General features: G+C 41.9%; 11 protein-coding genes. All 11 read right to left on the bottom strand.

The window, feature by feature from the left end; translation table 11 throughout:
- Nucleotides 1-59 precede the first annotated feature (59 nt).
- Nucleotides 60-1,721, bottom strand: coding sequence for a DNA repair protein RecN (gene recN / locus ACFIMI_RS04000; RefSeq protein WP_375692266.1), 1,662 nt, complete (start codon nucleotides 1,719-1,721; stop codon nucleotides 60-62).
- Between the two features lie 6 nt (nucleotides 1,722-1,727).
- Complete coding sequence (locus tag ACFIMI_RS03995) at nucleotides 1,728-2,621, bottom strand: outer membrane protein assembly factor BamD (RefSeq protein ID WP_375612003.1); 894 nt, start codon at nucleotides 2,619-2,621, stop codon at nucleotides 1,728-1,730.
- Nucleotides 2,622-2,778: 157 nt separating this feature from the next.
- Entirely contained in the window at nucleotides 2,779-3,663 is an 885-nt protein-coding gene (gene lpxC, locus ACFIMI_RS03990) for a UDP-3-O-acyl-N-acetylglucosamine deacetylase (RefSeq protein WP_375628837.1), read from the bottom strand.
- A 214-nt stretch (nucleotides 3,664-3,877) separates the two neighbouring features.
- Nucleotides 3,878-5,650, bottom strand: a complete 1,773-nt coding sequence (gene ftsZ / locus ACFIMI_RS03985; protein ID WP_375612001.1) for a cell division protein FtsZ — start codon at nucleotides 5,648-5,650, stop codon at nucleotides 3,878-3,880.
- Nucleotides 5,651-5,713: 63 nt separating this feature from the next.
- The gene (ftsA, locus tag ACFIMI_RS03980; RefSeq protein WP_375613372.1) at nucleotides 5,714-7,015 is read right to left on the bottom strand and encodes a cell division protein FtsA; all 1,302 of its coding nucleotides are present in this window, start codon (nucleotides 7,013-7,015) and stop codon (nucleotides 5,714-5,716) included.
- Nucleotides 7,012-7,923 carry a cell division protein FtsQ/DivIB gene (locus ACFIMI_RS03975; RefSeq protein ID WP_375692265.1) on the bottom strand — a complete coding sequence of 304 codons (912 nt, stop codon included), beginning with the start codon at nucleotides 7,921-7,923 and terminating at the stop codon, nucleotides 7,012-7,014. Before ACFIMI_RS03975 ends, ftsA begins: the two co-directional genes overlap by 4 nt.
- On the bottom strand, nucleotides 7,911-8,831 hold the full coding sequence (locus ACFIMI_RS03970; protein ID WP_375611998.1) for a D-alanine--D-alanine ligase: 921 nt from the start codon (nucleotides 8,829-8,831) through the stop codon (nucleotides 7,911-7,913). The genes ACFIMI_RS03975 and ACFIMI_RS03970 overlap by 13 nt, the downstream gene beginning before the upstream one ends.
- A gap of 237 nt (nucleotides 8,832-9,068) precedes the next feature.
- On the bottom strand, nucleotides 9,069-10,046 hold the full coding sequence (gene murB, locus ACFIMI_RS03965; RefSeq protein ID WP_375692264.1) for a UDP-N-acetylmuramate dehydrogenase: 978 nt from the start codon (nucleotides 10,044-10,046) through the stop codon (nucleotides 9,069-9,071).
- A complete protein-coding gene (murC, locus tag ACFIMI_RS03960) occupies nucleotides 10,024-11,451 on the bottom strand; it encodes a UDP-N-acetylmuramate--L-alanine ligase (protein WP_375692263.1) in 1,428 nt (475 codons plus the stop codon). The genes murB and murC overlap by 23 nt, the downstream gene beginning before the upstream one ends.
- Nucleotides 11,435-12,571, bottom strand: coding sequence for an undecaprenyldiphospho-muramoylpentapeptide beta-N-acetylglucosaminyltransferase (murG, locus tag ACFIMI_RS03955; protein ID WP_375638335.1), 1,137 nt, complete (start codon nucleotides 12,569-12,571; stop codon nucleotides 11,435-11,437). The genes murC and murG overlap by 17 nt, the downstream gene beginning before the upstream one ends.
- Complete coding sequence (locus ACFIMI_RS03950; RefSeq protein ID WP_375692262.1) at nucleotides 12,564-13,718, bottom strand: FtsW/RodA/SpoVE family cell cycle protein; 1,155 nt, start codon at nucleotides 13,716-13,718, stop codon at nucleotides 12,564-12,566. The genes murG and ACFIMI_RS03950 overlap by 8 nt, the downstream gene beginning before the upstream one ends.
- Nucleotides 13,719-13,816 lie beyond the last annotated feature (98 nt).

The following is a 13,816-nucleotide window of genomic DNA, read 5'->3' as shown; positions in this document are numbered from 1 at the left end:
ATCAAGTGAATCTCAATAAATATAAGCTTTCTAGTATTTTTATCGCTGACTAATTACCTTTATGCGAGAAGCTTTTGAGCCGCTGCACGCGCTTCTTCAGTAATCTGTTCTCCAGCCAACATACGGGCAATTTCTTCTGCACGCTCATGTTCTTTCATTTTATGAATCGCAGTAACAAAGCGTCCTTTATCATGACTCTCAATTTTTGAAATAAGAAAATGACCATGCGCTTTCGATGCAACCTGTGGAGCATGCGTAATAGCGAAAACTTGGACATGTTCTGATAAGCGTTGCAACCGTTGCCCAATAGCCGCTGCAACAGCCCCCCCAACGCCTGTATCAATTTCATCAAAAATCAGCGTCGGTGCTGATCCTCGATCAGATAAAACAACTTTTAATGCCAGCAAAAAACGAGATAATTCACCGCCAGAAGCCACACTAAGCATCGGCCCAGCACGTGTTCCAGGATTTGTCCGCACCCAATATTCAATACGATCACATCCCTCTGCACTCCGCTTTTCCATATCACTTTGCATTTCAACAATAAATTCAGCCCTCTCTAACTTCAATGCCGGCAACTCAGCCATAACACTTTCAGATAAATGCTTTGCTGTCTCCCGACGCTTTATTGTTAAGGCTTGCGCCAATGTATCATAATTTTTCTTTGCCTGCTCTGCCTCATCTTCAAAACGTGTCAATATGGTCTGAGCCTCTTCAAAATCAGCCAGTTCAGCATCCATTTTATCGCGTAACTGAACCAATTCATCCGCAGAAACTTGATATTTACGAGCAAAACCCCGAAGAGCAAAAAGACGTTCTTCTATCCGTTCCAATTCATCAGGTTCAAAGTCCAATGCTCGTATTGCCACCTCAATACCTTCTTGTGCTGTTGCAAGTGCATGCAATGCCTCATCAATAGATTTCACCACTGGTGCAATAAGTTCTTGCGCCTCAGGAATTTTCCGCTCCAAACGCCTCACCAAATTGGAAAGCACTGGGATTGGTGATTTTTGACCCGTTAAAAGATCATCCGCTTCTTTTATATCCGTTGCTATTTTTTCTAATTTAAGCATATCTGCACGGCGAAGAGAAAGAGCATCTTCTTCACCAACTTGAAAATCAAGCTTTTCAAGCTCTTCTACACACGCACGAAGATAATCAACCTCCCGTACAGCACTCTCTACTTTAAGACGCTGCTGTTGCAAACGCTCCTCACATTCACGCCATGTATGATAACACTGGCGTAAATTTTCCACTTCATTCTCAAGTCCACCAAAGGCATCTAATAATTGGCGATGTGTAGCAACATCAATCAGTGCACGATCATCATGTTGTCCATGGATTTCAACCAGCAAACGGCCAACACTTCGCATCAATGCAACACTAGACACCTGATCATTGATAAAGACACGGCTACGTCCATCACTTGATTGTACCCGCCGTAAAATAATATCACCCTCGTCATCAAGACCATTCTCACGAATAAGTTGACGTGCAGGATGTGAAACAGACACATCAAAAACAGCTGTGACCTGCCCGCGGTCAGCCCCATGACGCACAAGCGAAGCATCACCCCGCCCCCCTAGAGCAAGTGATAAAGCATCAAGGAGAATAGACTTCCCCGCACCCGTTTCTCCAGTTAAAACCGTCAACCCCGCTGTAAAATGAATATCGAGCGTTTCGATCAAAACAATATTATGAATCGAAAGCTGTACCAACATAGAGAATCAACGTACCCTCTTCTTGTCACCACCTAAAGCATTTGAGATCCAAGAAGATTTATGCTCACGTGGTGATATTTTATTCTTCTGCAAGAGATTATAAGAAAATTTATACCACTCACTTTTGGGATAATTACGTCCTAAAATAGCTGCTGCTGTTTGCGCTTCCGCCGTTAAGCCAAGAGCTAAATTAACTTCCGTTAAGCGGAAAAGTGCTTCTTCAATTTGATTTGTATCGGAATACTCTTCAACCACGGTACGAAACCGTCTACTTGCCGCAAGGTAGCGCCGCCCCTCTTCATAATAACGGCCGATCTGCATTTCTTTACCAGCCAGCTGTTCGCGCCCAAAACGGATTTTATCCTTAGCATCCTTGACATATTCAGAATTTGGATAGCGCTCTATAAGAAGCTGCATAGCAGCAATAGCGCGTTTCGTATCACGTTGATCACGCGTAACATCGGGAATCCGACGGAAAGAAGAAAGACCAATAATATAGTACGCATAAGCCGAGTCAGTTGACCCTGGATAAAGCGTAATATAGCGTTGAGCCATACTAATTGAATCATCATACTTTCCGAGTCGATAATTAGTAAAAGCACCCATGACCAAAGATTTACGCCCCCAGTCTGTATAAGCGTACTGTTTTTCAATCTTCAAAAACTTCTTCGATGCATCCCCAAGCCGCCCACTTTCAAGGCTAGCAAGCGCCTGATTATAGAGAACATCTGGTGGCTCTATTTTCAAAACATAAGCAGATGGATCAAGGGTATTTTTCTCTTTAAAGAGACATCCCGCTAACATACAGGTGCTTCCTAAAAGTACCACCCCCAATATCTTGCGTACAATGTTAGATTTTCTATATGTCATATTTCCAATGCACACATGAGATTTTTTCATAGTTTTTCCGGCCTCCAGAGAATATCACCTTGTAGCAAAAACAATTTATCAAAGGTTTTATACCATATCACTTTAAAATCCACATAACCAATTTAACAGTTTAGGTCAATCATCCCCTTAAAAATCAAATAAACGATAAAAAATCTTGCCAATTTTTTTACTTTTTCTCTAAAAAGCTTTTTTCATAATATGATTCGTCTGCCAAAACAGCCTTCACCAATTGCGCATTAATTCTATGCCCACTACAATAAGAACGAAATAATCCAATAAAAGGTGCCCCAAGCAAAGCAGTATCACCAATCGCATCAAGCATCTTGTGCCGAACACATTCATTCTCCCAATAAGGACCATCGGGATTTAAAATTTTATCATTAAGGTCGATAACAAGAGAATTTTCCAAAGAAGCGCCTCTCGCCTTTCCAGAAAGCCTTAATTCTTCCACGTCTTTGATAAAACCAAAAGTGCGCGCACGTGACAAATCATCCCTAAACCCTCGTGTGGTAAGATCAAAACTGAAATGTTGCTTACCAATAACAGAAGAAGGAAAAGAGATCGTTATATCAAAACGACGTCCATCGAATGGCAAAAGCTCTGCAACACCATGAGCTCCTTCAACCCGCACCGGCTTTTTTATAATGAAATAAGAACGCAACGCATTTTGCTGTACAATACCAACATCTTCAAAAGCTTGGCAATATAGCCACGCTGAACCATCCAAAATAGGAATCTCATTATGTGACACTTCAATAACAAGATTATCCAAATTATAAGCAGCAATTGCCGCCATCAAATGTTCAATTGTTTCAACCCTTACATCTCCATCTCCAAGTACTGTTGATAATTCAGTTTCTCCTGTTTGCGATGCATGGGCTTGAAATATTTTCTCTGTTCCGTCTAATCCACAACGCTTAAAAACAATACCACACCCAACATCCGCTGGACAAACCTTTACCACTGACAAACAGCCACTATGAACGCCAATCCCCTTAAATGTTACTGCTTTTTTAAGAGTAGACTGATATTTTGGTACTAAATTCATCATATCATTTTATTAAATTGCTTGTACATCTTTTAACAAAATTTATAAAACTATAAAAAATATTCATAGTAAATAATACAAAAAAACCGCTTATTGTAAGCGGTTTTTTTAAAACAAAGTATTTTATCCAAAATACAGTAATATATTTTACTGTATAATTTTTGTCTGATCATTAAAGAAATAATAAAATTTCTTACTTTACCTCATTTTTCATCAATTAATTTGCCTGACGACGTAAAAATGCTGGTATTTCCAACTGATCTTCTTCACTTATAAAAGTACGCTGATCTTGTGGTACCTGAGGATGCAGCTCACCAGAACGACGTGGAACATAAACAGAAGCATCTTGAGAAAGCGCCTGAGAGTTTTTATTGTAAACATGAGAATCTTTCTGCTGAGACGATCTAACAGCAGGCTCCAGCCTCGCTTCTGGCTCAGCTTCTTCACGATGTGTCAAGCTCTGTTTCAAACGCTGCCAAAGATTACGAGGACCCTGATCCGTCACAAATGTTCTTTGGCTTTGTCCATGAGCAACAGGAGGAAAATCCTTTAACTCAGGCATACGCATTGGAGCGCGCGCTTGCATTTGTTGCATTTGTTTTGGTTGCACTGGCTTTTCTTTTTGCTTCACAAGCCCTGTCATCTCATCAAGAACATGCGCTGTTGCCTCCATACTCACAGGAGCCGTCATCGCCTGTTGAGAACCACGGCTTACTTGCATACGAGGCACATTTGATCTCTGTTCCTGAACAGCATTTGAACCATACGCAACAGCATTCGTGGCACTTCGTGTCGTCATTGCTTCTGCAGGTTGTGCAAAAATTTGACTTTTGGGACGGAACTGTTCTCCGGTTGATTTACCCTTCTCTATTTCAAGTGATTCGATCACTTCTACCATTGACTCAGAACGCAGAGGCGATGATTGAACATGAAAAGAACTATGTGACGTTCCAGGATCGCTCTTGCGTATTGAAGAAGCAGGCCTTTGAATCTGAGGATGAGAGGACTGAACCACATCACTAACTTCACGATCAATACCGGTGGCAACCACAGAAACACGAATAACACCTTCCAATGACTCATCATCAATAGCGCCAAAGATCACATTCGCATCAGCATCTACTTCTTCACGAATACGATTAGCAGCTTCATCAACCTCAAAGAGAGTCATATCACGACCACCCGTAATAGAAATCAATAAACCACGCGCCCCACGCATAGAGGTATCATCCAACAATGGATTTGCAATAGCAGCTTCAGCCGCAGCCAAAGCACGCCCATCACCAGATGCCTCACCCGTTCCCATCATGGCTCGACCCATTTCGTGCATAACAGAACGAACATCAGCAAAATCAAGGTTAATCAAACCCTCTTTAATCATCAAATCCGTAATGGAAGCAACACCAGAATAAAGCACTTGGTCAGCCATAGCAAAAGCATCAGCAAACGTTGTCTTATCATTTGCAATACGGAAAAGATTTTGATTGGGAATAACAATCAATGTATCGACAGACTTTTGTAATTCTTCAATACCAGCCTCTGCCGTTTTCATACGACGTGCGCCTTCAAACTGAAACGGCTTTGTCACAACACCAACAGTCAAAATACCTTTTTCACGCGCTGCGCGAGCAACAACGGGAGCAGCCCCTGTTCCAGTTCCTCCCCCCATACCAGCAGTAATGAAAACCATATGAGAGTCTGCAAGATGATCAATAATTTCATCAATACATTCCTCCGCCGCCGCTTGTCCAACTTCAGGCAAAGCCCCAGCACCCAAACCTTCTGTCACAGCTGCCCCAAGTTGGATAACACGTTCAGCCTTTGACATAGCCAAAGCCTGTGCATCCGTATTTGCAACAACAAAGTCAACTCCCTGAAGACCAGCATTTATCATATTATTCACGGCATTCCCGCCACCACCTCCAACACCAAAAACGGTAATGCGTGGCTTCAATTCCGCGATATCTGGCCGATGCAGATTAATCGTCATTTTCTTTTCCTTCTCATAAGACACCGCAAGCCAAAGCGATGAAATTTATCCAACTAGACTTAACTAAAAACTCTCACGCAACCACTGACCAACACGCTGAAAATATCCACGCGTGCCCATCGATAAATGATTTCCTGCCGCCTGCATTGTTTTTTCTTCAAAACCCACCAATTGCGGATAAATTAACAACCCAACAGCAGATGTAAACGCCGCCCCTTTTGCAAGAGAAGGAAGCCTCGAAATACCTAAAGGCCGCCCGATACGAACATTTCTTCCTAATATAGTACGTGCCATTTCTGGCAATCCTGTTAACTGGCTTGCTCCCCCAGTCAAAATAACACGTTTACCAATGATGTGACCAAAACCAGAACGATTTAAACAATCACGGACCATTTCTAAAATTTCTTCAACACGCGCACGAATGATACGCCCAAGAACCGCGCGAGGATATTGAGTTTCACGCTGTTCACTCCCAATTTCTGCTACATTAATCATTTGCCGCTCATCAGCACTTGTTAAAAGTGCTGAACCATAAACAACTTTTAAACGTTCCGCCTCTGTTAAAGACATAGAAAATCCGCGCGCAACATCAAGAGTGACATGATGCCCCCCAACAGCAAGAGCATCTGCATGAATAAATTTCCCCTCAAAAAACACTGAAAATGTTGTTGTTCCACCACCAAAATCAATACATGCAGCCCCTAAACGCGCCTCATCATTCATCAAGACAGCAAGACCACTTGCAAAGGGAGTAGCAACCATTGCTTCAACACTCAAATGTGCACGATTAATACAAGTTTCCAAATTACGCAAAGAGGCTGTTTCTGCTGTTACCACATGCACGTCGACACCAAATGTTTCCCCTGCCATGCCAATAGGATCAAAAATTCCTTTATCTCCATCCAATACATAAGAAACTGGAACTGAGTGCATAACATGACGTTCAGCATCAAAGGCTTTACGCGAAACATCTGAAAAGGCCATACGCATATCACGCTTGGTGACTTCACGACCATTCAAATGAACCTTTCCATTAATCAAAGCACTTTGTAATCGACTTGAGGAAAAATTCACAATCACTGAATCCACCACCAAACCCGCCATTTTTTCTGCCGCATCAACAGCCAATCTTATTGATTGTTCTGCTGCAAACATATCCATGACAACACCGGATTTAATACCACGTGAACGCTGCACTCCAAAGCCTAGAATTTCCGTAGAATGTGTACGACCATGTAAATAGTGTGCATGCTTCAAAGGACGCAAACAAGCAATAAGACAAACAATCTTACTTGAACCGACATCAAGTACCGTTAAAAAACGTGTTTTACGCCCCTTCAAATGATGTGATCTGAGTAGCATCATAGGCTTCCTGCCTTTCGCGCTTTTAAAATACGTTCTTCTTCTGCTACAGTAGTATGATAACGCTCCAACGTTTCATCTGATAAAGAAACAGTAATTCGATCAGCAAGACGTAAATCAACACTGAGAATATCGCGAGATAAAAGATCTTGCATTATACCGGACGAAAAAAGAGAAGAAAGCCTTTCAAGAGCACCATTTTCAGGCAACATAACGCGCATTCCATTATTCAAAACAAGATCCCAACGTCGATCACCTACCCGCACAAAAGCACGAATACGATCATATACTTCCGGATAGACTGACAGCGCTTGAATAAACACTTTAGCAGCATTTTGTGCACCCTGCCCAACCACAAGAGGTAAATCCCGAACAATTTCTCCTTTAAAAGGCACAATGACACGACCTGTATTATCAACAATATCCATTATGCCATCATGTTGCCAAATGGCATAGGGTTCACGCTCCACGATGGAAATGCGCATTCTATTGGGATAAATTTTCTGAACATTAGCCGATTGCACCCAAGCCTGTTTTTCCAACAGAGAACGCGCTCTTTCAACATCAAAAGTGAATATAGAAGGCGCAACATCAAGTTTTAAAATTTTAAAAATATCCTGCTTTGCCAAGCGCTTATTACCGCTTATATCGACATGAGTGACCACAAAACTACTATCCAATATGATCGTATTTACGACCACAGCCATCTGACCACTTGATGAAAGTCCATAAAAAGCCGTAACAAAGAAAAACCACACAACAGCAAAAGAGCCAAAATGGCGTGGAATATGAATATTGACAAAAACAAACTCAAACATAAACCGAAGAAAACGACGATAAAGACGTGGCAAAGCCGGCACTGAAAGCACCTCCATCGGAACATTTGTTTTATTAACATTCAACGCATACATGATGCGTCCTCCACCATCCATTGAACAATATCGCCGTAAGTACGGCCGCTCGCTTTTGCAATATCAGGAAGAAGAGACGTCGAGGTCATACCTGGTTGCGTATTAATTTCAAGCCAAACCAATTCTCCCGTTTTTTCATCAAAACGAAAATCAGAACGGCTAACACCTCGACACCCTATCGCCTGATGGGCTGCTAAAGACATTCTTTGCACACTTTGGTAAATATTTAGTGAAAGTTGTGCAGGACAAATGTGAAGAGAACCACCCGTTTTATATTTTGAGTCATAATCGTAGAATGGAAAGTGTTTATCGGGAAGAATTTCACACACATCCAGCACTTCGTTCCCCAAAACAGCACAAGTCAATTCACGACCAGGAATATATTTTTCAATCATCACCTCATCGGCATACCCCCACTCAGCTCCCCCAATATTATGCGGCGGTGCAGCTTCATTTCCTTGAACAATGACAACACCAAAACTTGATCCTTCACACACAGGTTTAATTACATAAGGAGGCTCCATGGGATGCGTTCGGCCCAAAGCAAAGCGGCTCATGATACGAGAAGGAGCAACACAAACCCCAACATTTGCAACGATAATTTTTGCACGTCCCTTATCCATTGCCAAAGCAGATGCCATCACGCCAGAATGAGTATAAGGAATTTTTAAATATTCAAGAATCCCCTGAATCCGGCCATCTTCACCAAATGGACCATGCAATGCATTGAAGGCAATATCGGGCTGCAACTGTTCAAGAACAGAAGCAATATGAGCATCAACATCCACGCGGCTCACGCGATACCCCTGCACCTCTAAAACATCAGCACACGCCGCCCCTGAAGATAAACTTATAGACCGTTCAGAAGAAAAACCTCCCATTAACACAGCTATATGTTTATCTTTCATAATAAATCACCCTCTTTCGCATACTATATGTAGTCTATATAGAATACATCAGCACTACATACAGGAAAAACAAAGTTTATCCTTGCGAATCAATAACCTAGCATTTTGCATAATGAATCAGACTCAAAAGCCGGATGCAAGAGATTCTTTGTTAATTTATTGATTCTTAATAGAAATTTTTTATTATCTCTTTGAAATGACTCAATTTTTTATTTTCACTTTTTAGTGAACAATAAATCAATGAAATGGATCAAAAGGAGGAACACTTCGACCACGCTCAAATTGACCAATACGCTCTATTTCCCATTGTAAAAGGTGGGCTGAATTTGCAAAAACACGCGCACGCACTGTTTCTCCCAATGCTTCAAGATCATATCCTGTTGCTTGCCCTGTATTGATCATAAAATTACAGTGCATTTCACTCATTTGAGCGCCACCAATCCGTAAACCACGACACCCTGCTTCATCAATCACGCGCCACGCAGATCCATTCTCAGGATTTCTAAAAGTTGATCCACCGGTCTTTTCACGAATAGGTTGCACTGTTTCCCTATGGAGGGCAACTTCATCCATAGCAGCACGAATATTATCTTTATTACCAGGCTCCCCTTCCAATAAAGCAGCAGTAAAAATAAAACCTTCAGGAATATCACACTGGCGATAGGAATAATGCATATCTTCCACACTCAAGATATGACGTTGCCCTTTACGATCCAGCGCATAGACCTCGACAACACGCGCTGCGGTTTCAACACCATTCGCACCTGCGTTCATTTTGAGAGCTCCTCCAAGACCTCCAGGAATACCATGATAAAAATGAAAACCTGCAATCTCAGCTTCTAAAGCGGCAGCAGCTAAATGTTTATCCGCCGTACCAGCACCAACTAAAAAGCCTTTTGGAGAAACTTGCTTCACTTGCCCAAATTTTTTTGGCGAAAGACGAATCACAACACCAGGAACCCCCCCATCACGCACCAGAAGATTAGAACCAATACCGACAATTGTTACAGGAACAAATTCAGGCAAATTTTGAAGAAAGAGAGCCAAATCTTCTTCATCGACAGGCTGATAAAAAAGCTCTGCCAACCCGCCCGTGCGAAACCACGTTACCTTACGCATCTCAACATTAGGTGTAAGCTTTCCTCTCACGCCACCTAACAGTGGTTGCAATTGCGCCAATAGCGCCTCACCATCAATGTGCTGAAAATTTATCATGACCATCCAATACCGCTAACTGATGAGGCAAAGCACAAGCCCATCGTGTGATATTGCCAGCACCAAGAAAAACAACATAATCCTCTGCCTGAGCAAATTTTGAGACAAGAGACACAACATCTTCCAAACCATGTATCAAGCGCACATCACGATGACCCGCCATTTTAATATGCTCTACCAATTCTTGAGAACCAAATCCTACAATAGGCTCTTCACCAGCCGCATAAACGGGCGTAATCAACACTGTATCTGCATCATTAAAACAAGCAGCAAAATCATCAAATAAATGATACAAACGCGAATACCGATGGGGTTGTGCAATCGCAATAACACGCCCTTTTGCACTCTCACGTGCAGCACGCAAAACAGCCTTTATTTCAACAGGATGATGTCCATAATCATCAAATATTTCAATGCCACGCCAACTTCCTGTTCGCGTAAAACGCCGTTTTACTCCGCCAAATTCTGCTAAGCCCCTTTTTATAGCTTCATTTGAAATGCCAAGTTCATGCGCAATAGCAATCGCCGCCGTTGCATTGGCAACATTATGCTGCCCTGCCATGGGCAAAAGCAAATTTTTCAACTCAATCTTTCTTCCTGTTTTGCGTGAGCGAACAAGAACATCAAAATGCGTTTTTTGACCATCCATCGAAAGATTAAGAAAACGAACATCCGCTTGTGGATTTGCACCATAAGTGATCACCCAACGATCATCAATACGGCCCGCCAATGACTGAACCTCTGGATGATCAAGACACAAAACAGCAAAACCATAAAAAGGAACATTTTCTACGAATTGCCGAAAAGCCTCACGCACAGCATCAAAACTTCCATAATGATCCAAATGCTCAGCGTCAATATTAGTAATAACAGCAATATCAGCAGGCAGCTTTAAAAATGTACCATCACTTTCATCAGCTTCAACAATCATCCAATCGCCATCTCCCGTACGAGAATTCGTACCATAAGCATTAATAATACCGCCATTAATCACCACTGGATCAAAATGACCAGCATCAAGAAGGGCTGCGACCATTGATGTGGTTGTTGTTTTACCATGTGTACCACCCACTGCAATTGCACGCCGAAATCGCATCAGCTCCGCCAGCATTTCTGCACGTCTGACAAGCGGCAAATGTCTTTCCTTTGCAGCAATATACTCAGGATTTGTTTTTTTAACGGCAGTAGAAAAAACAACAACCTCTGCATTCCCTAAGTTTTCAGCACAATGACCTATATGAACGTTAATTCCTTTTTTCCGCAAACGTTCAACATTTGCACTTTCAACTTGATCTGACCCTTGAACTTTATAGCCAAGATTATAAAAAACCTCCGCAATTCCACTCATACCGATCCCCCCGATTCCGATAAAATGGATAACGCCTATATCAAGTGGCATTTTCATTAAAAAGCTCCTCTTTTATATCTGACAACAATCGCCCTGCAGTTAAGGATTCAGCCATATCAGCAAGGCGACGGGTTGCATGAGGTTGTCCAACTTTTTTTGCAGCAAGCGCTTGTTTTTCCAATAAATGGGGCGCACAACAAGCGTGCATTAAAAGAGAAGAAAGCTTTTGTGCATTTAAATCTTTTTCTGATATAATTTGTGCTCCCCCCACACGAGCAAGCAAAGCTGCATTGGCAGCCTGATCATGATCTAAAGCATGGGGATAGGGAACAAGCAGAGCAGGTCTACCAATCACCGCTATCTCACAAACGGACGAAGCCCCAGCGCGCGACAAAATAAAATGAGCATGTGCCATACGTTCAGCCATATCATCAAAGAAAGGAGCAACTTCTGCTTGTACCCCCATATCACGATAGATTTTGATCAACCTTCCTGCTTCACCGCGGACTTGCTGTACAATTCGTAAACGTTTACGGTTCTTATCATCAAATAAAGCAATAGCTTCTGGAACAATATGTGAAAAAGCAGAAGCCCCTTGACTACCTCCAAAAATCAAAAAATTAAATGGCTTTTCTCCCTCTGAAGAATGATAAGGAATTTTGGCCGCCTTCAACACAGCCTCACGGACAGGATTCCCCGTCAAAAGTATTTTATGAGCATAAGCGCCATTTGGCGACAACAAACCACCAGCGATTGCACGCACAAAAATTGCCAACACCCGATTGGCACGCCCCATAACAGCATTTTGTTCATGAATAAATGTCACACGCCTCGTTAAAGCCGCAATAAAAAGAGGAGGAAAGCTCGGATACCCCCCAAATCCTCCAACAAGAACAGGACGTAATTTATAAAACAACGCCAACGATTGCCCCATACCCCTTAGCAAAGACCAAAACGTCTTTATCAGAGCAAAAGGATGGCGTCGTGTAAATGTTGCCGATGAAACGATATGAATATGCTCTTCATCAAAACACCGAACAAAAGGGCGTGCTCTTTCATCTGTTATTAAATGAACATCATATCCACGCTGCCTTAATTCAACAGAAAGGGCTTCAGCAGGAAAAAGATGTCCACCTGTACCACCAGCCACCAAAATAATAACTTTTTTATCATTCATAAGGGGTATCCAAGACAGAAGAGGAAGAAAAAGCTGAAAGGCGCGCTTCTGGCCAACGACGTGTTAAACTAAGCAAAATGCCCATTGAAAACGCAATCGCCACCATCGAAGAACCACCATAAGAAATAAAAGGCAATGTCATACCTTTTGGAGGAATTAAGTGAAGATTAACGGCCATATTAATAGCTGATTGAAAGCCAATCATCATTGCTATGCCAGTAATACCAAGACGTATAAAGGAATCACGTGTATTCATGGCTATATACAATGAACGCATAACGATAAAGCCAAACAGCATCATAATTAATAAACAAAGAATAATACCATATTCTTCAGCAGCAACGGAAAATACAAAATCTGTATGGCTATCAGGAATGATACGTTTTACTGTGCCCTCCCCAGGACCTTGCCCAAACCAACCACCATTCAAAATAGCCTCACGTCCCACATCCACTTGAAACGTATCCCCTTCACCTGTCAAAAAACCATTGATCCGCTCGCGCACATGATGCAGAAAAAGATAAGCTAAAATAATTCCTACAACGCCTAAAATGAGAAAGAGAAAAATAATAGTAAGAGGGACACCAGCAATAAAAAACAGCCCCCCCCATGTTGCACTTATTAAAACTGTTTGTCCAATATCAGGCTGCAAAACCAGAAGCACACAACAAATGGCATAAAGTACAATCGCTAACGTATAACCTAGAATGCCCCTCTTGCGTATCTGTTCCGAAAAAAGCCAAGCGGACATAACCACAAAAGCTGGCTTCATAAACTCTGAAGCCTGTACAGAAAAACCAAATAGTAGAATCCACCTCCGTGCTCCCTTTAATTCTGGACCCCAAAATAAGGTTGCAACCATAAGAGCAAGCGTTACAATGAGCAAAAGAGCACATAAACGACGAATATTAGAAAGCGAAAAAAAGGAAATGGTAACCATCGTAAAAAATGCTGAAATGCTAAAAATGATATGCCACCGAACAAAATAAAAACTATCAGCAATTCCGATTTTTTTTGCAATAATAGGGCTGGCAGCAAAAGACAGCATAATGCCAATTCCCATTAAAATTAAACAAGCTGCAAAGATAGAGCGATCAATCGTCCACCACCAATTAGCAATTGGATCTCTATCTGCACGCGTCACCATGGTATCCACCTTATCCATTTTATAAATTATCTCAAAGTAATATGGTTCCCCAGCCTGTTTAACAAACACTTTAAAAACTAAATTACACAAAAAAAGAT

Origin of the sequence: Bartonella sp. AP4SXKL, assembly GCF_042195845.1 — a bacterium.
Classification (GTDB): domain Bacteria; phylum Pseudomonadota; class Alphaproteobacteria; order Rhizobiales; family Rhizobiaceae; genus Bartonella.
The sequence above is the reverse complement of the archived record's forward strand: the minus strand, read 5'-3'. Positions and strand labels throughout refer to the sequence as shown.